The 26,615-nt window shown below is 39.5% G+C and carries 21 protein-coding genes; 9 read left to right on the top strand and 12 right to left on the bottom strand.

The window, feature by feature from the left end:
* Positions 1 to 28: 28 nt before the first annotated feature.
* The 3 genes from dtd to NMG88_RS01170 all read right to left on the bottom strand — a co-directional run bounded on the left by dtd (position 29) and on the right by NMG88_RS01170 (position 4,154).
* On the bottom strand, positions 29 to 487 hold the full coding sequence (gene dtd / locus NMG88_RS01180; RefSeq protein ID WP_026793703.1) for a D-aminoacyl-tRNA deacylase: 459 nt from the start codon (positions 485 to 487) through the stop codon (positions 29 to 31).
* Between the two features lie 98 nt (positions 488 to 585).
* Positions 586 to 1,704 carry a CobW family GTP-binding protein gene (locus NMG88_RS01175; RefSeq protein ID WP_026793704.1) on the bottom strand — a complete coding sequence of 373 codons (1,119 nt, stop codon included), beginning with the start codon at positions 1,702 to 1,704 and terminating at the stop codon, positions 586 to 588.
* 80 nt (positions 1,705 to 1,784) lie between these two features.
* Positions 1,785 to 4,154, bottom strand: a complete 2,370-nt coding sequence (locus NMG88_RS01170) for a glycosyltransferase family 4 protein (RefSeq protein ID WP_227357713.1) — start codon at positions 4,152 to 4,154, stop codon at positions 1,785 to 1,787.
* Positions 4,155 to 4,301: 147 nt separating this feature from the next.
* Between NMG88_RS01170 and NMG88_RS01165 the strand changes: the two genes are divergently transcribed.
* The 4 genes from NMG88_RS01165 to NMG88_RS01150 all read left to right on the top strand — a co-directional run bounded on the left by NMG88_RS01165 (position 4,302) and on the right by NMG88_RS01150 (position 10,050).
* Positions 4,302 to 4,490, top strand: a complete 189-nt coding sequence (locus tag NMG88_RS01165; protein WP_227349882.1) for a hypothetical protein — start codon at positions 4,302 to 4,304, stop codon at positions 4,488 to 4,490.
* Between the two features lie 221 nt (positions 4,491 to 4,711).
* Positions 4,712 to 8,368 (top strand): PAS domain S-box protein, encoded by a 3,657-nt coding sequence (locus NMG88_RS01160; protein ID WP_235765548.1) that lies wholly within the window; start codon positions 4,712 to 4,714, stop codon positions 8,366 to 8,368.
* 38 nt (positions 8,369 to 8,406) lie between these two features.
* Positions 8,407 to 8,784 carry a response regulator gene (locus NMG88_RS01155; protein ID WP_042151037.1) on the top strand — a complete coding sequence of 126 codons (378 nt, stop codon included), beginning with the start codon at positions 8,407 to 8,409 and terminating at the stop codon, positions 8,782 to 8,784.
* Between the two features lie 207 nt (positions 8,785 to 8,991).
* Positions 8,992 to 10,050, top strand: coding sequence for an adenylate/guanylate cyclase domain-containing protein (locus NMG88_RS01150; protein ID WP_042151034.1), 1,059 nt, complete (start codon positions 8,992 to 8,994; stop codon positions 10,048 to 10,050).
* Positions 10,051 to 10,133: 83 nt separating this feature from the next.
* Here the strand turns inward: NMG88_RS01150 and NMG88_RS01145 are convergent, their stop codons facing one another.
* The 3 genes from NMG88_RS01145 to rimO all read right to left on the bottom strand — a co-directional run bounded on the left by NMG88_RS01145 (position 10,134) and on the right by rimO (position 14,270).
* The gene (locus tag NMG88_RS01145; RefSeq protein ID WP_042151029.1) at positions 10,134 to 10,916 is read right to left on the bottom strand and encodes a hypothetical protein; all 783 of its coding nucleotides are present in this window, start codon (positions 10,914 to 10,916) and stop codon (positions 10,134 to 10,136) included.
* A gap of 272 nt (positions 10,917 to 11,188) precedes the next feature.
* A complete protein-coding gene (locus NMG88_RS01140) occupies positions 11,189 to 12,595 on the bottom strand; it encodes a DEAD/DEAH box helicase (protein ID WP_042151026.1) in 1,407 nt (468 codons plus the stop codon).
* 358 nt (positions 12,596 to 12,953) lie between these two features.
* Entirely contained in the window at positions 12,954 to 14,270 is a 1,317-nt protein-coding gene (rimO, locus tag NMG88_RS01135) for a 30S ribosomal protein S12 methylthiotransferase RimO (protein WP_254035029.1), read from the bottom strand.
* A 157-nt stretch (positions 14,271 to 14,427) separates the two neighbouring features.
* On the opposite strand from rimO, the gene NMG88_RS01130 reads away from it, so the two are divergent.
* On the top strand, positions 14,428 to 15,030 hold the full coding sequence (locus tag NMG88_RS01130; protein WP_026793707.1) for a DUF2059 domain-containing protein: 603 nt from the start codon (positions 14,428 to 14,430) through the stop codon (positions 15,028 to 15,030).
* A gap of 72 nt (positions 15,031 to 15,102) precedes the next feature.
* Positions 15,103 to 15,792, top strand: coding sequence for an N-acetylmannosamine-6-phosphate 2-epimerase (locus NMG88_RS01125; protein WP_254035028.1), 690 nt, complete (start codon positions 15,103 to 15,105; stop codon positions 15,790 to 15,792).
* Here the strand turns inward: NMG88_RS01125 and NMG88_RS01120 are convergent.
* Entirely contained in the window at positions 15,765 to 16,766 is a 1,002-nt protein-coding gene (locus tag NMG88_RS01120) for a lysylphosphatidylglycerol synthase transmembrane domain-containing protein (RefSeq protein WP_310995358.1), read from the bottom strand. The two genes, NMG88_RS01125 and NMG88_RS01120, sit on opposite strands and share 28 nt — an antisense overlap.
* Before the next feature lie 85 nt (positions 16,767 to 16,851).
* On the opposite strand from NMG88_RS01120, the gene gpmI reads away from it, so the two are divergent.
* A complete protein-coding gene (gpmI, locus tag NMG88_RS01115) occupies positions 16,852 to 18,450 on the top strand; it encodes a 2,3-bisphosphoglycerate-independent phosphoglycerate mutase (RefSeq protein ID WP_254032164.1) in 1,599 nt (532 codons plus the stop codon).
* A gap of 77 nt (positions 18,451 to 18,527) precedes the next feature.
* Positions 18,528 to 18,755 carry a preprotein translocase subunit SecG gene (gene secG / locus NMG88_RS01110; protein WP_026787120.1) on the top strand — a complete coding sequence of 76 codons (228 nt, stop codon included), beginning with the start codon at positions 18,528 to 18,530 and terminating at the stop codon, positions 18,753 to 18,755.
* Between the two features lie 86 nt (positions 18,756 to 18,841).
* Here the strand turns inward: secG and NMG88_RS01105 are convergent, their stop codons facing one another.
* Positions 18,842 to 19,447, bottom strand: coding sequence for a PDDEXK family nuclease (locus NMG88_RS01105; protein WP_235758383.1), 606 nt, complete (start codon positions 19,445 to 19,447; stop codon positions 18,842 to 18,844).
* A 65-nt stretch (positions 19,448 to 19,512) separates the two neighbouring features.
* Entirely contained in the window at positions 19,513 to 19,773 is a 261-nt protein-coding gene (locus NMG88_RS01100; RefSeq protein WP_254035027.1) for a helix-turn-helix domain-containing protein, read from the bottom strand.
* A gap of 194 nt (positions 19,774 to 19,967) precedes the next feature.
* Between NMG88_RS01100 and NMG88_RS01095 the strand changes: the two genes are divergently transcribed.
* Positions 19,968 to 23,933, top strand: coding sequence for an NACHT C-terminal alpha/beta 1 domain-containing protein (locus NMG88_RS01095; protein ID WP_254035026.1), 3,966 nt, complete (start codon positions 19,968 to 19,970; stop codon positions 23,931 to 23,933).
* A 132-nt stretch (positions 23,934 to 24,065) separates the two neighbouring features.
* Here the strand turns inward: NMG88_RS01095 and NMG88_RS01090 are convergent, their stop codons facing one another.
* The 3 genes from NMG88_RS01090 to gatA all read right to left on the bottom strand — a co-directional run bounded on the left by NMG88_RS01090 (position 24,066) and on the right by gatA (position 26,299).
* Positions 24,066 to 24,476, bottom strand: coding sequence for a type II toxin-antitoxin system VapC family toxin (locus tag NMG88_RS01090; protein WP_042151005.1), 411 nt, complete (start codon positions 24,474 to 24,476; stop codon positions 24,066 to 24,068).
* The gene (locus NMG88_RS01085; protein WP_052369315.1) at positions 24,473 to 24,775 is read right to left on the bottom strand and encodes a type II toxin-antitoxin system HicB family antitoxin; all 303 of its coding nucleotides are present in this window, start codon (positions 24,773 to 24,775) and stop codon (positions 24,473 to 24,475) included. The genes NMG88_RS01090 and NMG88_RS01085 overlap by 4 nt, the downstream gene beginning before the upstream one ends.
* A 63-nt stretch (positions 24,776 to 24,838) precedes the next feature.
* Positions 24,839 to 26,299 (bottom strand): Asp-tRNA(Asn)/Glu-tRNA(Gln) amidotransferase subunit GatA, encoded by a 1,461-nt coding sequence (gatA, locus tag NMG88_RS01080; RefSeq protein ID WP_042151002.1) that lies wholly within the window; start codon positions 26,297 to 26,299, stop codon positions 24,839 to 24,841.
* Between the last annotated feature and the right edge of the window lie 316 nt (positions 26,300 to 26,615).

Here is a 26,615-nt window from a genome sequence, read left to right as displayed (position 1 = left end):
TTTTCTAAATATTTTATAATAGAAATAATTAAGAGTTTGCTTCTTTTTCTAAGATTAACGTAACCGGGCCATCATTTTCGATTGAAACTTGCATCATGGCGCCAAATTTCCCTGTTTCTACTTTTAAACCACTCAAACGCAATTGTTCAACAAACTGTTGATAAAGCTTTTCAGCCGTTGCTGGAGGTGCTGAACGATCAAAGGACGGACGCCGACCCTTGCGACAGTCCCCATAGAGAGTAAATTGACTTACCACTAATAATTCACCTTGAATTTCTTGAATGGATTTTTCCCATTTTCCAGTGTTGGTTTGGGGATCGGAAAATAATCTTAATTCTAAGCATTTTCGCACCATCCAATTAATTTCTATTTCGGTATCTGTTTGAGCAATTCCTACTAATAGGTTGAGTCCTCTCCCAATTTGACCGATGATTTCACCTCCGACAGTAACTTGAGACGCATTAACTCGTTGAACAATTACCCGCATATCAGTAATCAGTAATCAGTTATTAGTCATCAGTTAATAGTAGGGTGCGTATTATCAGTACACGCACCATTACTATTGTTCACCTATTAACTAATATTTTATTTCCCAAATCCTTTTCCACGACTGGTAGAGGGAAGACATAAACAATGATTGAGTTGAGATCGTAGAATTTCATGATCTAATTCCTGACCAATTAAAACTAACTGGGTTTTGGGTTCGGTTTTCCACTCATCATCATCAATTGAAAACCGTTTTCCACTCAGATGAAAAATATGACGTTTGGGACTTTCATCAAACCATAAAATTCCTTTGGCTCGAAACACACTTGCGGGAAGTTGGTTATCCAAAAAGTATTGAAATTTTCTTAAAGAAAGGGGTTGATCACTTTGGAAAGAAAGGGAGGTAAAACCATCATTTTCTAAGTGATTAGAATGGTGGTGATGATCATGATCATGATCGTGCTCACAATCTGGATCACAGACATGATCATCATGGTCATGGTCGTGATCATGTTTGTGCTCATGATGGTCATGTTCATGGGATTGATCATCAAAATATTGATCGGATTGGAATAATCCAACACTCAGAATTAAAGGTAAGGAAACTTGAGAGTTAGTGGTGCGTAAAATTCGGGCATCTTTTTTCATATCCCGAATTCTGACTTCCAATAAATCTACCTCGGCTTCATCGACTAAATCGGTTTTATTTAAAACAATAATATCCCCATAGACAATCTGACTATTGGCGGCTTGACTATTGAATAAATCCAAACTAAAATTAGCACAATCTACTAATGTTACAATGGAATCTAAACGAGTCATATCCCTTAATTCTGTACTTAAAAAAGTCAGAGCGACCGGAAGCGGATCGGCGAGTCCGGTGGTTTCTACCACCATATAATCCACTTTTTCAGGACGTTCTAAAACCTTATAAACCGCATTAACTAAATCTTCATTAATGGTGCAACAAACGCAGCCATTACTTAACTCAACCATTGTATTATCTTCATCGGTATTGATAATCAATTCATTATCAATTCCAATTTCACCAAATTCATTCACCAGGACGGCGGTTTTGATTCCCTGCTGATTGGATAAAATATGATTCAGCAGGGTGGTTTTCCCACTTCCTAGGAATCCTGTAATAATGGTGACAGGCATTCCCCGCTTGGGGTCATCCATGGTTAATTCTGTCTTAGGTGTGACGGTGGACTGCATAGGGGTACTACCAAAAACGTCAAAAATTTAACTGGTAATTTTCAGTGTATCCTATTCTTTCCCAGATGACAATTTTAGAATTAAAGATTGTGGAATAAAACCTTTAATAATTGCTCAACAACAATTTTCCAGGTAAATCTTTTTGAGACAAAATCAGGCCCGATTTTTTGGAGGAATTGATAAAGGGTTTCTTTTTGAATTACCATTTCCATTAACTGTAATAAATGTTCCTGATCCGGTTCTAAAAAGAATCGAGTTTCTCCTGTTTTTAAAGTCATTTTCTCAAATTTACTTCTGATTTTATAGACTAATTTTTCATCGGTAAAATCATCCGTTGGCCCCCCGTCGGTACAGATAACGGGAATACCAGAAGCCATCGCTTCTAACACCGGAAGATTAAACCCTTCGGCGGCATAAGGAGACACATAAGCATCGGCGGCTTGATACAATTGTGCCATTTCTAAGGATGATAAGTTATTACCAATATAAACCATTCGAGAGGAAATCCGTTGTATTTCTGTCTCGTTTAATGTGTCTTTTGTAGCTTGTTTGAGATAGTCTTTAGAAGGAAAAATTGCATCTCTCCCTTTTAAAACTAATCGGGCTTGGGGATATTTTTCTGTAATTTGAGCAAAGGCTTTTAAAATCCGATCAATTCCCTGACGTTCATTCCACATTACCCCAATATTCAGGAAGATAAAACCATCATTCCAGCCAAATTTTTTTCTTAATTCCTGTCGTTTTTCTTCGGGTAAAGGATGATAAATATTAGGGTCAATTCCTAAAGGAATTACCACTACTCGTTCAGGAACAGCGCCACTGCGAATAAATCCTTCCCTCGACCAATGGGAGGAGGTAATAATTAAGGTATCAGAATTCCGATGAGCTTCTCTAAAACATTCAATTTTCATACCATTTAAAATAGAACGTGGCACAATTCCCCATTCTGTACAGCCAAAAATAGCGGTTTTTTTACTAGATGAAGCTGTTAAATTAAACGGACAATAAACCCGCAGGGTAACATCCACTTGTTCCTCGGTTTTAGGAACAGTAATTTGGTCTAATATATTTTCAGCTTCGATACTTAATAAATGTTTGCTAGGTTTCCAGTCTGAGGTAACATATTTAATATCTTTATGAAAAACTTTTAAAGCTGGATATTTAACCATTTCTAACAGTTGATAACTGTTAATAAAGGAATAGGAATGGGGAATATCTCGCCATCCTTCGACAATAATACTATGGGAATCAGATAAACAAACAGAATCTTTAATTATGGGATTTGCCCAGGATATTGCTGTTTGATCTTGGCAAACTTCTAAGAGTTGATCAACGGTATGTTTCCAGGTATAATGTTGATTAATCCATTCGGGCGCAGTTTTTCTAGCCTGTTCTCGCCAGGTAGAATTATCTATTACCTCTTGCATTAATTCTGCCAGATGTTTCCAATTTGGATGCAGAAAGAATTGACTTTGATTTTGAATAATTCGAGTTTTAAATCGAGTATCTATTTTTAAGTTAAACTCTGGATTAATAATTTCTTCTGTGGCTCCTCCAGAAGCATAAATAATCGGTAGTCCCGATGCTGCTGCTTCTAATACTGATAAATTAAAAGCAGTGGCAATATCCACCGCTAAATAAGCATCGGAAATTTGGTATAATTGGGCTAGGGATGCACAGGATAGGGTTTGATTAAAATAGGCAACTCGCTGTTTAACTTTAGTAACTTCTTCCTCGGTTAATACTTGTTGACTAGCACTGGTTAACCACTGGTTAGAGTCATGAAAAAAATCCGATCCTTTTAAGACTAATCGCGCCTGGGGATATCGTTCTATAATACGAGAAAAAGCTTTTAAAATGGGTTTAATTCCATCTTGATCCTGTAAACTTCCAACATGGAAAAATATAAAATAATCTTCCCATCCCCATTGTTTTCTAAGTCTATTTCTTTCGGTTTCATCTAAGGGATAATAAATTTTAGGATCAACACCCCAAGGAATAACCTTTATTTGTTCAGGATTTAGACCACTGCGGATCAGTCCTTCCCGTGACCATTGGGAGGGCGTAATCATAGTAACATCGGGATTAATTATTTGATTTTTTAAGTGAAATAGGGGTTTAAGTTGTGGCGAAGAATCAATTAAAATTCCCCAAGGAGCAGTGGTATAGATCAGGGTTTTTTGACTTTGAGATGAGTTAAAATTAAAGGGTTGATAGAGACGGATAGTAACATCAGCAGGGGGATTAATTGCTTGAGTAATTTGTTGTAACTGGGTTTCTAATGGAGGTGGGAATAATCCGTTTAAATGTTTCCACTGGGGTTTTAAACCGGGAATATCTTGATGGGTTATTTCTAATTGCGATCGCTTTAACAGTTCCAAAAGTTGGAATTGATTGGTGATACTATAAGCATGGGGGATAAAACGCCAACCTTCAACATGAATTTTCATAGATATTTTTTTCCTTAAATATAAATTAATGAATAATTTCTCTTGACGAATGTTCCCTTAATGATTAAAATAAATCAAGGCAGCAAATAGAATTAAAACATAGTTTTCGATCATGATCAACCCCTGAGACTAACTTACTGAAAATCTATGAAATCTGAACGACGTATTTCATTTTCCCTCTCTAGTCTGCTGCTGATTTTAGCATCTGTATTTCTACTGATTCTGCTCTGGCAAATTCGAGGTTTAATCGTTCTATTAATGATTTCTGTGGTTTTAGCCGCTTCTATTGTTCCTATTGTTAATTTGGCAGAAACAAAACAGGTTCCTCGATATTAGTTGAAAATCTGTATCTACAACCCAAACTAATCGCCGAACAACAAGAGGAAAGTTCTGCCCCGGGTGATGAGGTATCCTCCAGAAACTAATTTTTCAATTTTGATGACTTACCAATTCCAGAGGCTAAACTAGATCCGTTGCCCCAAAAAACATTGGGAAAACTAGCCCCCCTAGCTCTGTTTCCCCTGACTGCATCCCGATTTCTTCAACCCCGAAATTCTATGCACTACGCGCTCCAACGCCAACTCAAACGTCTGAGCCTTGATCAACAAACTCCTCCGGTTGATCTCGCTACATGGCAAGAATTTCTGGAAGTCGTTAACCACAGCTACAATAAAGCGGATCGAGAACGAAATTTAATCGACCGCTCCCTTACCATGTCTTCCCGGGAAATGTTGGAGTTATATAACCAACAAACTCAAGAATCAGAAGCTCGTTTACAAGCAGAAAGGGATCGAGCTAAATCCGTAATTAGTTCCCTCGGCGCGGGGTTATGTATTTTAAATCCCCAGGGCGGTTTGTTATCAATGAATCCTGAAGCGGAAAGGCTACTAGGATGGTCGGAAGTTGAATTAGTCGGGAACCCGATTTTAGAGTGGATTGGAGGGCGATCGCAATTATCCTTAGATGGGTTTCAACAGCTTACCGAATCCGCCTCCACCCCCGCAGAGTTAACCTCTTTCCTAGAACCGATCAAATCCAGTGACGATCAGTTTCTCTGCGCCGATGGCAGTATTTTACCCGTTTCCTATGTATTAACTCCGATTTTAGAGAAAAACACCTTTGTAGCAGCCGTCTTAGTGTTTTTAGACATTACCGAACGCAAACAAGCTCAGTTAGAAGCCGAACGTTCGATCTCTCTCCTACGCGCCACTTTTGATTCCACCGATGCCGGAATTTTAGCCGTTGATCGCACGGGAAAAATCTTAAATTTTAATCAGAAATTTGTGGAAATGTGGCAAGTTCCCACCACCCTATTCAAGCCTCCCCACGATCAATCCGCCCTAGCCTTTGTGTTAAGACAATTAAAAGATCCGCCTCGATTTCTAAAAACGGTCATGCAGCTTTCTTCTGAACCGCAAACACCAACTTATGATGTGGTAGAATTCAAAGACGGCAGAGTTTTTGAGCTATATTCCCATCCTTCCCAAATGGGAGAAAAATTAGTTGGGCGAGTCTGGAGTTTTCGAGATATTACCCAAAGAAAACGAGTCGAAAAAGCCCTACAATATCGGGTAGAATTTGAACAATTAATTACTAATTTATCGACTCACTTTATTAGTTTAACCACCGATGGGATTGAAAATGGTATTCAACAGGCTTTAGAACGAATTAGTATCTTTATTGAGGTAGAACAAAGCTATTTATATTTATTCGCCGATCAGGAAATCCAGATGAATTCGGTTTATCAGTGGTTAGCGAGTAAAAGTCCAAATCTTGGCCTACAAGAAAACGCAAGATTAACCGATTTATTAAAGAAAATATTACCCTCAAAACTCTACCTTTTTGATATTCCTTGGTTAGAAAAACAACTCAACCGCTATGAAAATATTTATCTAGCGATTCAAGATTTACCCCCAGAAGCACTAAAGGATTTAGAATATTTACGACAATTTCATCAAAGTTTAGAATTATCATCTTATTGCGAAACCGATACTTTACCTGCAATTGCATCCATTATTCTAGTTCCGTTAGTCTGTCGTCGCGCCCTGGTAGGTTTTCTGCGATTTGATTCTATCTATTCTAGTTATACCTGGTCATCGGATAATATTGCCCTATTAAAAATGGTAGGAGAAATGTTTTCTAATGCCATTGAACGCAAACAAACCGAAGAATTTTTACGACAAACTGAAGCCAAATATCGCAGTATTTTTGAAAATGCCGCCGAGGGAATTTGTCAAACCACTCCAGAAGGGAAATACCTGAGTGCTAACCCGGCATTGGCAAGAATTTTAGGCTACAATTCCCCAGAGGATTTATTACAAACCATCACAGATATTGATCGTCAATTATATATTAATCCTCACCGTCGAACCGAATTTATCACAGCAATTCAAAACAATAATTCCGTATCCAGGTTTGAATCCCAGGTTTATCGCCGAGATGGAAGTATTATTTGGATCTCAGAAAATGCCAGGGCTGTTCGAGATCAAACCGGACAACTACTCTGTTTTGAAGGCACAATCGAAGATATTACCGAAAGTAAACAAGCCGCAGAAGCCCTGAAACAAGCCAAGGAAGCCGCCGTTGCCGCCAACCGAGCTAAAAGTAGCTTTTTAGCCAATATGAGTCACGAACTCCGCACTCCTTTAAATGCGATTATTGGCTATAGTGAGATTTTGGCAGAAGAAGCCGGAGACTCAGGATATGAAGATATTGTTCCTGATTTAGAACGAATTCGCACGGCTGGACGTAACTTACTATCTTTGATTAATGATATTTTGGATATTTCTAAAATAGAAGCGGGGCGGATGGATTTGTATTTGGAAACCTTTGAGATTCCCATGTTAATTGAAAGTGTCGTCGCCACGGCTCAACCGCTTGTAGATCAAAATAGAAACACATTGGACATTCACTATGCCCCCAATACCCCCAGCACCATGCTCGCCGATTTAACTAAAGTTCGACAGGTCTTATTGAACCTGATTAGTAATGCGGCTAAATTCACCTCAGCAGGCCAAATTACCCTCGATATTTGTCTAGCCCAAACCCTACCCTGGGAAGACGTTCACCCGCAAAATCTGACCGTCGATCCCAAATCAGGCTATATTGCTTTCCAAGTTCAAGATACCGGAATTGGCATTACTCCCGAACAACAAAAACAACTATTTGAACCCTTCACCCAAGGAGACGCCTCAACCACTCGCCGTTATGGGGGAACGGGATTAGGACTAACGATCAGTCAACGCTTTTGTCAAATGATGCAGGGTTCGATTAGCGTTAATAGTGAACTATCCAAGGGTTCCACCTTTACCGTCTATTTGCCCCTCTGGGTTCAATCCCTATTCCCAGAAGCGGAATTGGAATCCGAACCCGAGGAACCTTTGGCAGAACCGGATTTAATCTGGGTTGAACCTACCTTGACAGTTAATAGTTCATCGGCAACGATCTTAGTCATTGATGATGATCCCGATACCCGGAATTTAATCGAGCGATCGCTAATCGAGCACCGAATGCGGGTAGAAACCGCAGCTACAGGAGAAGAAGGACTTCAGCGTGTCCAAGAATTGCGTCCCGATGCCGTGATTTTAGATATAATCCTGCCAAAAATGAGCGGTTGGGCGGTATTATCAACATTAAAAGCCGATCCTAATCTAGCTGAGATTCCAGTGATCGTGTTATCGTTCATCAGCAATAAAAACCGAGGGTTTGCCTTAGGTGCATCGGACTATCTAACAAAACCTTTTGATGGGAAGCGTCTGGCTACTTTACTAAGTAAGTATCAACCTGATCGGAAACCGGATATTCTGCCCCTAGCTAATCACATTTTAGTTGTTGAAGATGATCCTATAATCCGACAAATGTTACGCGGATTATTACAGCGACAGGGTTGGATAGTTCAAGAGGCGGCCGATGGTGAAGTCGCTTTGCAATTGATCCAACAGTCCGCTCCCAGACTAATTCTGCTGGACTTAGTTCTTCCCCGAAAAAGTGGTTTTGAGTTGATCCACGACCTTCAAAAAGCTGAACAGTGGGCGCATATCCCAGTTATCGTAATTACGGCTGCGGAATTAACCCCCACAGAATGGATGCAATTGCGGGGATATGTGGAGCAAATTCTTCAGAAAGGCAGTTATAGCGGTGAAGATCTTTTGAAAGAAATTCATACGTTGTTGAATGCCAGCTTGAAACAGTTTCCATTAAATTCTAAATCGTGAAAATTCTAAGCCTAAACTATTAATGTTGAGATCAGATCATGGTAAAGATTTTATTAGTTGAAGATAATGAAATGAATCGGGATATGCTCAAACGACGCCTATTCCGCAAGGGATATGAGGTATTTATTGCCGTGGATGGGGCTGAGGGTGTGGAACTGGCCCATTCAAAAATGCCCGATCTGATCCTGATGGATATGAGTTTACCCGTGATGGATGGATGGGAAGCTACCCGACAAATTAAAGCCGATCCAAAAACCAAAGCCATTCCCGTAATTGCGTTAACGGCCCATGCTATGGCGGGCGATCGGGAAAAATGTTTGGCCGCCGGGTGCAATGATTACGATACAAAACCCGTAGAATTTTCCCGTCTATTGGACAAAATAGAAGTCTGTTTAAAGAAAGCCACCGCACCCTAATCAGTTATCAGTAAACAGTCAACAGTCAACAGTTATCAGCCAAGAGAAACTATAAATCTCTACTCTTAACTCTTACGGAAATATTGTAGAATCTGCTGAAAGCGATCTCAATTTTTATCTGAGCAACTGATTTAATGAAAACCTTAGCTGGGGGCCTGGTACTTGTTGTTACTATCCCAAAACGACAGTAGGAGCCACGAATAAGAGATGGAAGCTCAACCCGATCGCGTACTAATTGTTGATGATAATGAGGTTAACCGTGACCTCCTGGCTAAAAGACTCCAGCGCCAAGGTTACGGCGTGACTGTGGTTTCTAATGGCTTTGAAGCCCTGGAAATGATGGCATCAATGTCCCTGGACTTGGTGTTACTGGATATTATGATGCCTCAAATGAATGGCTATCAAGTCTTGGAAACTTTGAAAGCTGATCCCGCCCTGCGTCATATTCCCGTGGTGATGATTTCGGCGGTTAATGATATTGATAGTATTGTTCGTTGTATTGAATTAGGGGCCGAAGATTATTTATCTAAACCCTTTAATCCGGTTTTATTAAAAGCTAGAATTAATGCCTGTTTAGAAAAAAAACGCTTACGGGATCAAGAACAAGCCTATTTAAAAAAGTTAGCTGAAGAACAGGAAAAATCGGAACGATTATTATTAAATATTTTACCCGAAGCGATCGCCCAACGCCTAAAACAGGGAGAAAGCACCATTGCCGATAGTTTCGCCGATGTCACGGTTTTATTTTCAGATATTGTTAATTTTACTAAATTATCCGCTAATTTATCCCCGGCTCAATTAGTGGAAGTTCTCAACGAAATTTTTTCGGCTTTTGACGAATTAGCGGAAAAATATGGCTTAGAAAAAATTAAAACTATCGGAGATGCTTATATGGTAGTTGGGGGACTCCCTACTCCCCGTCCTGACCATGCAGAAGCGATCGCTAATATGGCCTTAGATATGCAAAGCATTATCGGTCAATTTCGTCTCGAAGGCAATGAACCTGTACAAATGCGAACCGGAATTAATATCGGGGCGGTAGAAGCGGGAGTTATTGGTACCAAGAAGTTTACCTATGACCTTTGGGGAGATACGGTAAATACCGCTAACCGCATGGAGTCCCATGGCGTCGCAGGCAAAATTCAAGTAACAGAAACTACCTACCAACGTTTAAAAGATAAATACATTTTTGAGGAGCGCGGCATCATTGAAATTAAAGGCAAAGGCGAAATGTTCACCTATTTCCTCATCGCCCGAAAAGATTGAATTGGGTAATTACGAATTACGAATGGGTAATGGGGATCGCGGATTTAAGAGAATTTCACGGATTTTAATCTGTGTTAATCTGCTTAAATCCTTCGTCGTAAAATAGTTAAACTTAATCCAAATAATCCTAAAGATAGAGATACGGCGATCGCTGTGACTAAAATTAAAGGTTGGGTAGTTTGGCGAACTGCGATCGCACAAAGTGCCCACATAATCACAAAAGGATAGGCAATTTCATTCCGTTCAATAATTAAAATAGACGCTACAGTTCCAGCAATTACTAATAAAATTGCTGTCCATAATTCCGGTGAAATTCCCCCGCCTTTCCATTGCCAATTTTCCAAGACTAAAGCGACATTCACAATGGTTGCGACACTAATCCAACCTAAATAAATACTAATCGGAAGATCAACATACCAGCGTTCTTGTTTAGAGACTTTAACCCTACCAATATTTAATCTTAAATAAGCCACAATTAAAGAATTTAAAATGGCTATCATTGCCCCCAGGGACAAAAAAAACATCTGATATTGAAATAAAAATACCCAAATTATTTGGGCAATACTGGCTAAAACCAAGGCAAAACCTAACTTCTCTAATCGCGGATTTTCCTGGTTTTGAGGTAAAAATTGATATAGGGCAAAACCGAATAATCCTAGATAAATTAAGCCCCAGATAGCAAAGGCATAATTAGCCGGAATAATTTTAACATCTCTAAAAACTGTATTAGAAATTTCTCCAATAGTTAAACCATTAAAGGGAGCTAAGTTCGCTAATACATTAATTCCAAATGCGGCGATAATCGCCATTAAATTTGCCCATTGTCTGAGGGAGTTAAGATGAGAGTCCTGAGAATTAGTCTGCATGGGTCTACTAATTAGGTAATTGGTAATTGGTAATTGGTAATTGGTAATTGGTAATTGGTAATTGGTAATTGGTAATTGGTAATTGGTAATTGGTAATAGAAAGAGTTTGCCTTCCGTGTTCTGGTGTTCCCTCCCCCCTAGCCCCCGTGCACGGGGGGTTTGGGGGGCTGTTCCGGTGTTCCCTGTTCCCTACTAAAAAAAAATCCACCAGACACGATCAATTGCATCTGGTGTATCTATTTTAATCGGTAGAAACCGTCATTCGTTGAATCCTATTCAACGCCCTGGGACACCGAAGGACGAGGAACCACCCGACGATTTAATTTCGGTTTAGAAGACGGGAGTGGCATTTCTTCTTCCTCAGCCGGGAATTCGGAATCTAACCAACTGGGGCGAGTTTGATCGTAGGCCAGTTGTAAAGCCGCCGCGGCGATCGCCTGGGGATCGTATTCCTCACTCAATTGGGCCACAATCGGTAAGAAAGAGGCAACTCGTTCACCCGTTAAGGCTTCCTGCACTCGTCCTTGAAGTCGTTCAATATAACGGCCTTCAATTTGCGATCGCTTAGGAACTGACAACACCGTAAAGTTATGATTCAAATGGCGCTCAATTAACCGCAGTTTCCGGCGATCAATCGGTTGAATCAGGGTAATCGCAATTCCTTCGCGTCCGGCGCGACCTGTACGACCAATCCGGTGAACATAACTCTCCGCGTTATCTGGTAAATCGTAGTTAATCACGTGACTGAGATGATCCACATCTAAGCCCCGGGCAGCGATATCCGTGGCCACGATCCAACGCACCTGACGGCGACGGAATCGTTGCAACAGCCGTTCTCGTTGGGTTTGGTTCAAATTTCCATGATATTCGTCAACACTGTGACCTGCGGCTTGCAGGAAAGTGGTTAACTCCGCAGCAGCTTGTTTGGTGCGGACAAAAATAATCGCTGATTCTGGATCTTCTAATTCTAAAATCGGTTGCAACGCCCGGGCTTTTGACCACCCACGGGGAGCCATATAAGCACGCTGTTCAATGCGTTTGGGGGTAGCTTTGGGGTTTTCAGCTTTAATGGTGACTGGATTTTTGAGGAATTTCTTCACCAGTTTCCAAATCGAAGGCTCCATCGTAGCCGAGAAAAACGCCGTTTGCCGATCTTCAGCAACGGATTCCAGAATTTTTTCTACATCCTGAATAAAGCCCATGCTTAACATTTCATCGGCTTCATCCAACACTAACCACTTAATCCGGTCAAATTTCAGATTCCCCCGGTTGAGTAAATCTAAAATCCGTCCAGGTGTGCCAACAACAATCTGCACGCCCTGTTGTAACCGTTGGATTTGTCGTTCAATCGACTGACCGCCATAAACGGTTAAAATATACAAGCTGCGATCATCGGTCATTTTCCGAATCGCTTCTTTAACCTGCATGGCTAACTCCCGAGTTGGGGTCAGGATTAACGCTTGTACGCCCTTTGCACTTGTATCCAGTTGCTCCAGAATGGGCAATGAAAAGGCGGCTGTTTTGCCCGTCCCGGTTTGAGCCAGTCCCACCACGTCCCGTCCAGACAAAATATGGGGAATTGCTTCGACTTGAATGGTGGTTGGCTCGCTAAAGCCTATTGTTTCCAGATAACTAGCACGTTCTTCGGAAATTCCTAAGCTTGCAAAAGATGGACTCATTCATTCTCCTATCTATGTTTTTTTGCCCGGTTCCTGACCTTGCCCTATTCATTTGAGACACTTTTACTACAATGCAGAGGTTTATTAGTTTTGCTATAACGCTTGACGCAGCTCTCTACAAACGTTGAGTTACGCTGTCTCTTGGGCATCTTGGAACCTTATTTACATTCCAAGGTCTTCAAAGTTCCTGAACTCACTTTTTGTCACAACCATTGAGGTTGTTTAGTCAATCAGACTCTTTATAGACCATCTCTCTCTAGGATAACGCTTAACATTCAGAAATATAACAACAAATTTCTTAAAATTTGCGGCGATTTCGGTGAAATGGCTTACCTGTAAGCTTTTAAGGGCTAACGTTTTATTCTAAGACGTAACCATAGAGATCATAAACATCAGCATCGGTGATTTGGACTTTCACCATTGAACCCAAACGAGCATCGCCTTCAATATAGATTAAGCCATCTACTTCTGGGGCGAAACGGGAAGAACGACCGATCAATTCTCCGGTTTGGGGATTTTGTTGTTCAATCAGAACATCCACCGCCTGGGCGATGGATTTTTGATTTTGCTTCAAGGAAATGGGTTGCTGTATCTCCATTAAGGCATCCCGACGGGCATCCATTATCCCTTGAGGCAGTTGATTCGGCAATTTATAAGCAGGGGTTCCTTCTTCGGGAGAAAAGGTAAACACGCCAACGTGATCAAACTCGTGGCGTTGCACAAATTCCCGCAGGTGTTCAAAATGTTCCTCAGTTTCTCCTGGGAAACCAACAATAAATGTGGTACGAAGCACCGCATCTGGTATAGCGGTTTTCAGCGTTTCGATAATCTGATCGTTGACTCGTCCCTGCCAAGGACGGTTCATTGCCCGTAACACATCGGGGTGTGAATGTTGTAGCGGTAAATCTAAATAGGGTAAAACGTTGGGGGTGTCTTGCATTGCTGCAATTACTTTTGGGGTTAACCCCGTTGGATACGCATAGTGCATCCGTATCCAGGGAATATCAACTTTTCCTAATGCCCTTAATAATTCTGCCAGTTTGGGTTCACCGTAGAGATCCAGTCCGTAGTTGGTCGTAATCTGAGAAATGAGAATTATTTCCTGAACCCCTTGCTCGGCTAATTGCTGGGCTTCAGTAACAATTGATTCTATAGTACGTGATCGTTGGTTTCCGCGCAAGTGGGGAATGATACAAAAAGCGCAACGATAGTCACAACCCTCTGCTACCCGCAGATAGGCAACTCCCTCGCTAGTGGTACGATAACGGGGGACGGTTTCATCGGCGATATAGGTGGGTTCGGCGGAAACTTCTTTAACTCGTTCTCCCTGTTCCACCCGTCTGATCACATCGACAATTTTATGATAATCTCCGGTTCCCACAACGGCAACGGCTTCGGGGAGTTCGTCTAACAGTTGTTCTTGGAAGTGCTGGGCCATGCACCCGGTAATCACAATTTTTTTTTTGGCATCGGCTAATTCTACCAGGGTGCGAACCGATTCTTCCCTGGCGGCTTCAATAAAACTACAGGTATTGACAATAACGTAATCCGCTAATTCTTCGTTAGAATCAACCTGATAACCTGCCTCTACCAATAAGCCCAAGATGTGTTCGGCATCAATGCGATTTTTTTCGCAACCGAGATGAGAGATCGCAATAGTTGGCTGTGTTGCCATTCTAATCAAATTCTGTATAAAGATTACACAACGAATCTTGGATTATATCATATATTTCAATCTTTGGTTAAAATCCGTAGGATGTGGCTATTCCCGCGCAGGCACCAACACTATCGCATTTTTGGTAATATAATCTCAAAAATCAGGAGAGTTTTTTATGTTCTTAAAGCGAATTTTATTACTGGGAACTATTTTATCTTTAGGGGTAATTTTCCCCACACCTGTCAAAGCAGAATCTACTCCCAAACCTGAATTAGAATTATCTCAACCATCTGTTTCTGAAAGTAAACGTCAACTGATCAGAGAATTAATAGAACTCACCGGAGGAGAAAAACTATTTAGACAGGTTAGCCAAATTACGACCGCCCAACTTCAACAAGAATTTACTGGGATTTTAGAATCTATTGTCCCAGAAAATTCGGGAATTTCCTCAGAAAAAAAGCAACAAATGATTAATCAAATTAACCAAGATATGAGTCGCATTCTCACCCAATATAATCAAAGATTAATGGAAAAACTTGATTTTAACCAAATTCTGGAAAAAGTTTATTATCCCCTGTATGATAAATTCTTTACAGAAAAAGATTTACAAACTATGATTGACTTTTATCAAACACCCACAGGCAAAAAAACCATTACTGTTATGCCTCAATTACTCCAAGAATCAATCCAACTATTCTCCCAAATTATTCAACCTCAAGCTACCCAAATTTTTAAAGAAATATTTCAACAAGAAATAGACCGTTTTAATTCAAAATAATTAATTTTTGATGGCTCAAAGTTTAATATTCTTTGTGCCTTAGTGCCTTTGTGTTTACCTCAAAAATCCTTCATGAAATCTAATCTTTTTTCCCTCTTAACTCACGGATTAATTGTCTCCTGTCAAGCGCCAATTGATTCTCCCCTACATGATCCCATTGTCATTGCAGCCATGGCTAAAGCCGCCGTTAACCAAGGAGCATTAGGGGTGAGAATAGATACCCCAGCCCATGTTGAAGCCGTGCGTAAATGGGTTTCTCAGCCTATTATTGGGTTATGGAAACAACAAATTCCAGGGTTTGATGTGTATATTACGCCACGATTTGAAGATGCCATTGCGATCGCTAACTCCGGGGCTGATATAATTGCGATTGATGCGACTTTGCGAGAACGTCCCCAAGGAGAAACCGTTAAGAATTTAATTGCTAAAATCCATCAAGAATTAGGCAAATTGGTGATGGCGGATGTGGATAGTTTAGAAGCAGCTATAGAAGCCGTAGAAGCGGGTGCAGACTGTGTAGGAACAACCTTATATGGTTATACAAAAGCCACCCAAAATCAATCTCCTCCGGGTTTTGATTTATTATCCCAAATGGTTAAACAATTGCAAGTTCCTGTAATTTGTGAAGGGGGAATTTCTTCACCGGAAATGGCTAGAAAAGCCTTAGATTTAGGAGCCCATGCTGTAGTTGTTGGTACAGCGATTACGGGAATTGACTTATTAGTTAAATCTTATCAATTAGAATTATCTAAAAATCTTTGATCTAATTTGGCTAATAATGCACCCAGGGTTTCAGCGAGAATACTGACTAAACGGTAAAATGCGATCGCACCCAATAAAATAGCAGGGGAAAATTGTTGACTCAATAGAGCTAAAATAGTGGCTTCAAACACCCCTAACCCTCCGGGTGCGCCCGGAATTAATAACCCCAATAACCAAGCAAAACTATAGGCTCCTAATAATATCGGAATTTGCTCAAAAGTTAGGGGAGTTAGGGCGAGTAAAGTCAACATAAAACCCGACCATCTTAATAAAACGAAACTTGCTCCTCCGAATAGGGGTTTGAGGGGATAATGATCTAATTGACAGGAGGCTTCCTGGGGAAAATCAGACAGTTGTTTTTTAAATTTTGAGGTTTCTAAATATTTCAGAATTGGGTTTAAAATCCGAGGATGGATCCCAATTCCTAAAGCAATTAAACCTAGAATTTGTATGACCAAATAGGAACTATGATAGCTGATTAATGCCAGTCCTAATGCTGCGAATGCCATGATTAAGGGTTCGAGTAATACACTTAATGCTGCCGCTTCTAGGGCAATACCATAGTCTTTCATCGCCATAATTCGCCCATAAAAGTGCCAAATATTCCCCGGTAAATATTTCGCAAGATTAGTAATTAAATAAAGCTGTAATCCCCAACGGGGTCTAATTATTTGCTTAAACTCTTTAACAATAATTAACCAGACAAAGGCTGACCAAATATGGGCGCAAAGGGTAATAATCAGAGCTAATCCGAGATAGAGCCATCCCGTTGAACTAATATCAATTTCTGAAATTTCTTGCCAATGCTTTCTAAAATTTGCCGCCAAGAAAAATAATGTTCCTCCTAGGACTATCCATCGTAAATAAGGTTTAAGGAAGCGGAGGAGACCGATCGCAAATTTCATTAAACGCCCTAAAAATTTAGATTTTGTATCAGCTTTTAAAGGCTGAATTTTAAGTTTTATAGGTGGCATTGTCAAGTTCTGGTGATTAATAGACTTCCCCCATAAGGTATAATCTAGCCAGAAATCACCACAAGCAGGAAAAGGTAACTTAAGTATGGCACCAAAATCTGTATCTCCGGTTGTACTGATTATCTTGGACGGATGGGGTTATCGTGAACAAGCCGACGGAAATGCCATAGCCGTTGCCAATACCCCGGTGATGGATAGTCTATGGATGGCTTACCCCCGAACTTTAATTCGCACCTCTGGGAAAGCCGTGGGCTTACCCGTGGGGCAAATGGGAAATTCAGAAGTGGGTCATTTGAATATTGGTGCGGGGCGCGTTGTTCCCCAAGAATTAGTTAGAATTTCCGATGCGGTTGAAGATGGCACAATTCAAAATAACCCGGCATTGTTAAAAGTCTGTCAAGATGTTTTAGATAAAAACGGCAAGTTACACTTGATGGGTTTATGTTCTGATGGTGGTGTTCACTCCCATTTAGATCATTTATACGGACTTTTAAACTTAGCAAAAGCTAAAAATATTAGAGATGTTTGTGTTCATGCCATTATGGATGGTCGAGACACTAATCCTAAAGATGGAATTAAATATATTAAGCAACTTCAAGAACAAATTGATGCTATTGGTATCGGTCGAATTGTAACAATTAGTGGCCGTTATTATGCCATGGATCGAGACAAACGATGGGATCGAGTTAAACAAGCTTATGATGTCATAATTACCGATGGCGAAGGTAATGGATTATCCGCCGCCGATGTGATGTTATCTTCCTATTCTGAAGGCATAAACGATGAGTTTGTGGTGCCCTGTAGAATCGCGCCTGGGTCGGTGGAAGCCGGGGATGGGGTGATTTTCTTTAACTTCCGTCCTGACCGGGCAAGGGAGTTAACTCAGGTGTTTATTGATGCTAATTTTAAGGATTTTGAACGTTCCTATATTCAGCCCCTGAGCTTTGTAACTTTAACTCAATATGACTCTCATTTTCCCGTATTAGTAGCTTTTGAACCCCAAAATCTAAATAATATTCTCGGACAAGTTATCGCCGAACACGGGTTAAAACAATTACGCACGGCGGAAACCGAAAAATATGCCCATGTCACCTATTTTTTTAATGGCGGTTTGGAACAACCCTATCCGGGGGAAGACCGAGAATTAATTCCCAGTCCCTCCGTTGCTACATACAATTTACAACCGGAAATGTCGGCCGAAGCTGTAACAGATGTGGCAATTGAAGGTATTGAAAAGGGCATTTACTCCCTAATTGTAATTAATTACGCTAATCCTGATATGGTCGGACATACGGGGATGATGGGTGCGGCAGTAAAAGCCGTTGAAACCGTTGATCACTGTTTAGGGATATTGTTACAAGGTATTAGTCAAGCTGGGGGGACGGCGATTATTATTGCCGATCATGGTAACGCCGAATATATGTGCGACGCGGAAGGAAATCCCTGGACAGCCCACACAACTAACCCCGTTCCCTTTATTCTAGTAGAAGGGGAAAAACGCAAAATCCCAGGTCACGGAACCGATATTCCTTTACGGACAGATGGCTGTTTAGCGGATATCGCGCCTACGATTTTGCAGATTTTGGGTATTCCTCAACCCCCGGAAATGACGGGTGTTTCTATGATTGAATCCGCCGCCTATGAAGTTCGGGAAAATCGGACTCCGATGCGGGTAAAACTTTAAATTAATTCCTTGAAAAATAGGTTATAATCAAAGGTTTGAAGGTTTAATTTTTCTGTTCAAATTATCAACTTCTTAACATGGTTACTCAAGTATTACAAGCGGTTTGGTCTTTATCGGCTGTAGGGATTATTATTCTGGTCTTACTCCATAGTCCTAAAGGAGACGGAATTGGGGGTATTGGTGGACAAGCTCAATTATTTACTAGCGCCAAAAGTGCCGAAACTACCTTAAATCGGATTACTTGGATGTTGGCAATTATTTTTATGGGAATTACTGTTATTTTAAGTGCAGGTTGGATTAAATAGGATCGTCAATTCGCGCTCAAATCCTTAACCCTCCTTCTATATAATAGAAAGGGGGTTAATTTATGCTTTTAATCCCGATGGTAATATTAAAGGGTAACAATGGCAGTTAAAAAGGTTTCTAATTCCGTTCGTCCCTCCTGATTAATAATATTATAAAAAACTTCTGTATTTTCATCTGGGGTATAAAACCGATAAAACCTTCTATCAGTTTCAACCGAACGCACATAAATTAAGGGAACTCCCACCTTTTCTAAGAGTTTTGCTTTTTTGCGATCGCGCACCTGGGCTTCTAAACTATCATGATAATAAGATTGACACTCAATGGCTAATTTTGCTTTACGACTGGCTTTAAATCCCCGTTCCATTAAGGCAATATCGACTCTGGAATTCACCCAAAATTTCCAAATCTCATTCGGTAGCCATCCCACAGAATGGGAACAAATTACCCCTAATGGAACCTGTGGACAATAGCGAAAGCAATCGCCTAAAATCATTAGCCATCCCACAGAATGGGAACAAATTACCCTTAATGGAACCTGTGGACAATAGCGAAAGCAATCGCCTAAAATCATTTCTACAATTTCCATCACGATCATTTCTAATTCATTAATAATCTCTCCATTTTCAAAATCATGGATAAAATCACCCTCTAAATTAAAATCAAATTCTTCTGAATTGTAAGCGTAACTCATTCGTTATTTCCTCCAAAAATTCCTATTTGTAGGGTTGGTAAGCGCAGCGCACCCACCATCAAAACTTAATCCGCATTAAACACAACTTTCCAAGCATTATCACCAATAGATTCTGCAACCCAACCGCCTTTTTGATAAGGTTGACCTGCTTTTCTTGCTCGATAAAGGGTTGTTGGGGAAACGTCTAAAAGTTCTGTTGCGCGTTGAGTCGTACAGCAATTTTCGATAATCATTGTCTGGGGTTTGGGTTGTCGTTTTTTATTGAAAAGTTCAACAGGTGTTGGGGGTTCGTTGGGAAAAAGGCTGAGTTGGTAATAAGCGGTCATAAGTTTGTACTCCGTGTTGATACTGTTTGAACTCGATAATTTGAGAGTATCAACTTCAAATGCTGTTAACCAGGGATAATAAATGCAGTTAAGCCATGCTGTTAAACGATTCTTAACAGCACTTATCCGCACTCCTCATTCTGGGTTAAGTTAGCTATAGTATTAAAAAGGACTAATGCAGCAGGATCTAAGTAATGGCAGAAAAACGCACAAGACGCAGGGGGTTTCTGGCTAGTCGAGAAGGGTTAGCACTGTTAGAAGTAAAACGACGAGAAAAAGGTTATATCGGTGAAACCATCGCTGAAACCTATGAGTTGCTGGCAGAAGCAGCAGGATTAAACGCAGATGATCAAGTAAAAAGATTATTTAATCCGCACTGGGGTGTAGGAATTGGAAAAAATCCTATTGAAAAAATAGCTAAGGTTCTTGATCTAAACCCTAAAGATTTTATTGATGATTGGTTGCCAACTAAAAACTTAAGACAGCCACAAAGCAAGATTGATCTTCATTCGCTTAATTGGTGGGAAATTTGCTCATCTATGTGGCAATACCAACAGAAGCAACAACAAATCAGACGCAAAGCAACAGAAATGGGTTTTGAGGTTAAAGTTTATGTACCTTTGGGACTGGTAGAACGTAAACAACAACAGCGTCGGAGTGGAATTATAGAGACAGAACAGATCCATCAATTAGAGCAAGAAGCCATTACTCAAAGTGGAATTATAGAGACAGAACAGATCCATCAATTAGAGCAAGAAGCCATTACTCAAATTTATAAACATCAGGAGTTTTTAGACGATATTATTGGGCAAAAACCGAAAGATCAGGATCAACATATTGCCATTATTGGAGAACCTGGAGCCGGAAAAACAACGTTATTAGATCGAATTGCGACTTATATTAAAGATAATACCCAGAATTTATTAATTTGTATTCCCTTAGCGAATTTACAAGGTAGACCCCTGAAAACTTATATATTGAAAGAATGGCTACCCAAAGCGATCGCTCTTTCTTATCCTGAATTTGATCCAGAATCATTAGAAAAAACCTTTCAAAACCGATTAAATCAAGGCGGAGTTTGGTTATTATTAGATGGTGCAGATGAAGGAAAACTTTCTTTACCAGAAATTCAAACGGAGCTTAGTAATTTCGTAAAAATTAGGGTTGTATTAACTTGTAGAACTAATGTTTGGGATACTTACGTTAATAATCCTTTAACGAGGTTTAAAACCTATAAAACCCAGGAGTTTAAACCCGAACAAATTGATCAGTTTATTCAAGGTTGGTTTGAACAAGCAAAGGATGAAATTAGAGGAAAAGAGTTACAAGCAAAACTCAAAGAACCCCAACGTGATCGCATTCGTCAGTTAGTCACTAACCCGCTACGTTTAGCGTTATTGTGCCAAATCTTTTATAAAGATAAAAATGCTGAGTTACCGGAAACGAAAGCAGGACTCTATGAGCAGTTTGTTCGTTATTTTTATGAATGGAAACCTGCTATAACGGGAATAGATTGGGGAACTCAATCTCAGTTACAAGATGAACTGCATCAAGGATTAGGAAAATTAGCGATCGCCGGATTAGATAGTAATTATAGATATCGTTTACCATTAAGTTTAATTAAAACTGAAATGGACGATAAGCTATTTAAACTAGCTTGGGATCTGGGTTGGTTAACTTTAGTTGAGCGAGAAGAAAAAACAGATGAAGAGGTTTATGCTTTCTATCATCCTACCTTTCAAGAATATTTTGCAGCATTAGTTATTGATGATTGGCGTAAAGAGTTTTTGAATCATGTCCCTCATAATCCTAAATTGGGAATATACCGTATTTTTCAACCTCAATGGAAACAAGTTATATTATTTTGGTTAGGACGTAAGAATGTTGATGATAATGAAAAGGAAAAGTTTATTGAATCGTTAGTTTATTTTGAGGATGGGTGTAATGGATTTTATTGGTATAAAACATATTTTTTAGCTGCTAATGGGATGGCTGAATTTCATAACTTTTCTAAAGGGAAGGAAATTGTTACTCAAGTTGTAAACTGGGCATTCATGAATAATAACACACAGATACTAGAGTCTATCAAAGGAGAATCCAGAAAAATTTTATTAGAAACAAACAATAACCTAGCTATTTTTAGGCTATTGGAAATTAGCGAACAGACTTCATCCTATCTCTTAAGTAGAAGATTTTTTTCTACTTTCCAAAAAATTTGCTTTGGTAATCAACCTTATATCATTGATAAATTAACTAAGTTACTTAGAAAGAATAAACAATATAAATATAAATGTTGTGAATTATTAAAACTAATTGCTTTAATGGGAAATGGCAATAATGCAGCTATTAAAGAAATTAGTAACTTTATAGATGAGTTAAAAAAATTAATTGAGGATGAAAAAAATCATCTAATAGAAGAAGATGGAGTTCAATATTGTAAGTACCAAAATACTCTAATTGAAGCGGCAAGAACTTTAGGGATAATTGATTTCAATAATTTCAAGGCAATTAGAATTTTAATAGAATTATCCAAACGTTGCAACAATGAAGCCTTAAAAGCTATCAGTGAGATCCATTGTGAATCGGACGATAATATTGTAAATGTATTAATTGATATTATTAATCAAAATGATGATTGTAATTCTAAAATTAATTCTCTTCAGGCTTTAGCAAAGCTTCAGCCTAATCATTCTATTTTAGTTCCTGAGCTTCTTAATATCATTACACCAACTTTAGAGGAAATTGCTTTAAGGGATAGGTCAGCAAAAATTCTACAACAATCAGAATATAATTTTGAAGAGAACGAGTATTTAGAATTAGAATTTGTGTATTTAGAATTACCTATAATGCAAGGCTTTGAAAAAAACAGGAAAATAGCATTAGATGCTTTAGAAGAAATTTGTAAAAACAATCCTCATCAGCAAACAAATATTATTTATGAATTGTTTGAATTAATTTATCAATGTTCTGATCGAACAGTTATTCAAGAAATTATTAAAAGTTTAGCGAGAATGGGTAATCATCCTATCATTATAGCTCGTTTTGAGAAAATGCTGGAGAGTAAATCTAAATTTAATGATTATACTCTTCTTACAGTAGCCGAGGGATTAAAACAGATTGATCGAGAGAATCAGAAAGCTTCTCAGACATTAGTAGAAATGTTAGATAGTAAAGATAAGACCCTGTGTATTTTAGCTAGTAACATTTTAGGTAAATTAGAAATAAAAGAAGATGATGCAATTAGAGCGTTGGAAAATAAGATAGAATCAACCGATAATTCTAATATTCAAGTTAAAGTTAAATTAATTTATAATTTATCGCTTCTTATTCCTAATCATGATTTAGTAAATTCAACAATTGGAAATATACATTTTAATGATTTAACTGAAGAAGAAATATTAACCTTGGCTTATCACTTATCTAAAATAAAAGAAGCGAAAAACATACTGTTTAATAAATTATTAGAATTGACTTTTGCAAAAGACAGTTCAAAAAAATTAACAATTATTTGTTTGTATTTGCAGAGAATGATAACCCGTGAGAATGCAAAAAAAATTATTCATAGTTATAGAAACTACCTTTCAAATCAAGTCATGATCAAGGATTATAAGAACTCTCATGAAATTGATAACCTCTTATGGCATTGCGCTCAACACATGAGTTACCCCGAATTTTATCAAGCATGGCATGAATCAGATACAACAAAAGAACAACTAGAAACCTCCTATAATGATCTAACTGAAATCCTCAAACAACTGCAACCGACTGATCAAGTTTATCCGATTCTAATTGATGGTAAATATAGTTTAGAAAATTTAACCGATGAAAGTGCGATCGCGCAGGAACTCTGTAACAAAATTTATGAAGCTATTTTTCCCGATGATGATATTCCACCTGTTAAAAATGCACCGGAATTAAAACGCTTATTCCCCAAGTTTAAAAGACAACTCAACATATTAACTTTAGTCTTTATTATCTATAATATCGAACCCTATCCAGAATTAATTAATGTTTGCCGTCAACTGTTGGGTAAGTTTCATATTGCTTTTATTACCGATCAGCAGATTGAACCTGATTTAAGAGGGTTTCCGATGCAAAATAATTTAGTTAATATTCTGCAAAATTGGTTAACTGAAATTAGTTATAAGGAAACATTGTAGATAACTCAAGAAACCGTCCTCGCGTTCTGTTCTTTTTCTAAGCGATCGCAATAACCGCAATACCATTCTAAATGGGATTAAAAATAAGGTGAGCAAAGCCAACCCTACAGTTTGGAAATTAATAATTAAGAATTATTGTAATAAGATTGTAAAACCTTCTTGAGTAAAATGTTTGTCATGGGTTAATACTTCCTGAATTTCTAAGTTACACATCGTTTGCATTGAAATACAGTCCGTTAAACTATAGCCTTTATCCATACGTTGTTCATACAAAGAAAAACCTGATAAAAAAAATTGATGGGTTTGCTCTATCACTTGAATATCTGGATCGTTTATAATATTTTTGACAAAATTAACTGTTCGTTGTCGTTGCTGAATTCCTGAGTTAGCATAAAAAGTTAGGAGTTCAGTTAAAACTTCATCCGTTGTTACCAGTTTCATCGTTCCCAGAAACTGACTAACTTTTATCACTTTGGGATACCACTGATCTTGAGGATTAATTAAAGCAATCCAGTAAAAGGTATCTGCAAATATTACCCTCATAGATTTTCTTTGGGAGTTCCATAAATATAATGATTATGCTGTTCTGCACCATCAACAGGAAAAAGTTTAAGTTCATCCTCAGTTATATCTTGAGTTAAATCCTGAGCAATTTCCCAAATCGGTTTTCTTTTAGTTTCAGAAGCAACTAGATGTTGATAATCGGCTTGAATAACAGTTTTTAATTCAGAAAAAATTAAATCCAGTGAATCTCCTTGAAAGGTTTGTTCAGAGAGTTCTGGACAATAGGCTAAATATCCTGAATCCGTTTTTTCTATGGAAACATTAACTTTATAGGACATAATGGTTAGAAAAATTACAGAAGGATTAAAGAGGTGAGCAAAGCCCACCCTAATATTTACAGATTAGATTCCTTGAGGTTTATAATTATGCCAATCCGTCGCTTTTTCATAGGTATTAGCAACTTCTAATAACCGAGATTCCCCTAACGGTTTCCCAATTAATTGCATCCCAATGGGTAAGCCTTGATCATCAAAACCACAGGGAACACTAATACCTGGTAAACCCGCTAAATTCACAGGAATTGTCATTAAATCCGATAAATACATACTTAATGGGTCAGCCGTTTTTTCACCCGCTTTAAAAGCCGTTGAAGGTGCGGTCGGACAAACTAAAATTTCCACTTGACTAAACGCCCGATCAAAATCTTCCTTAATTAAAGTTCTCACCTTTTGGGCTTTCAAATAATAGGCGTCATAATATCCCGCCGATAATACATAGGTTCCCATCATAATCCGGCGTTTGACTTCCGCCCCAAACCCTTGCGCCCGGGTTTTCTGATACATTTCAATTAAATTATCGGCATCGGGATAACGGAAACCATATTTCACCCCATCATAACGGGCTAAATTAGCCGAAGCCTCCGAAGGGGCAATTACATAATAAGTCGGTAAACCATAGCGAAATCGAGGACAAGAAACCACTTGAATTTCTGCACCGGATTCCTGTAAAACACTAATAGCTTTGGTGACAGTTTTTTCTACAATGGGATCTAATCCTTCCCCAAAGGTTTCTTTAATTACTCCAATTTTAATCCCACTTCTGGCTCTCAATGAAGGTAATAGCCCGGAAACATAATCGGGAATAGGTAGGTTTAAACTGGTGGCATCTTTAGGGTCGTGTCCGGCGATCGCTTGTAATAAAATAGCGACATCTTCTACAGAGCGTCCAAAGGGCCCAATTTGATCTAAAGAAGAGGCATAGGCGACTAAGCCGTAACGAGAAACTAAACCATAGGTGGGTTTAAATCCCACCACCCCACAGAATGACGCGGGCTGACGAATCGAACCCCCCGTATCTGAACCCAGGGAAACCACCGCTTCTCCGGCTGCTACGGCCGCAGCAGACCCCCCCGATGAACCCCCCGGAACCCGTTGTAAATCCCAGGGATTGGCTGTCACCTGATAGGCAGAGTTTTCCGTGGAACTCCCCATGGCAAATTCATCCATGTTGGTTTTTCCGACCATCACCGCGCCAGCCGCAGCGAGTTTCTGGGTGACGGTAGATTCGTAGGGCGGGATAAAATTCTCTAAAATTTTGGAACCGCAGGTAGTCCGAATTCCCTCGGTACACATATTGTCCTTAATGGCGATGGGAATTCCTGCTAACAGACCTATTTCTTCTCCTCTGGAAATTTTGGCATCTACTTGACGGGCCTGTTCTAAGGCTCTATCCGCCGTCACATAGAGGAAACTCTTTAGTTGGGGTTCAAGTTGTGCAATCCGATCCAGCGCTTCCTGGGTGATCTCAACGGCGGAGCGTTCTTTTTTGATCAGTTGTCGGTGCAACTTACGGATGGATGCCATACTCTGTTATTCCTCATATTCTTAAAATACCCATATCAGAGTTTAACACCAGGAGGGGGAGTAGGGGGAGTAGGGGAGCAGGGGGAGCGGGGGGAGCAGGGGGAGCAGGGGAGGCAGGGGAGGCAGGGGAGGTAGGGGAGGTAGGGGGAGGCAGGGGAGGTAGGGGGAGGCAGGGGAGGTAGGGGAGGGAGCAGGGGGAGCAGGGGGGGCAGGGGAGGCAGGGGAGGTAGGGGGAGCGTCCTCGCTCGTTGAGTATCACCCATTACCCATTACCTATTCGTAATTCGTAATTCGTAATTCTTAGAAATTCTGGCAT

This window comes from Planktothrix agardhii (assembly GCF_904830935.1).
GTDB lineage: Bacteria > Cyanobacteriota > Cyanobacteriia > Cyanobacteriales > Microcoleaceae > Planktothrix > Planktothrix agardhii.
Note: the sequence above shows the minus strand (reverse complement) of the source record. Positions and strands in the feature narration are given on the sequence as shown.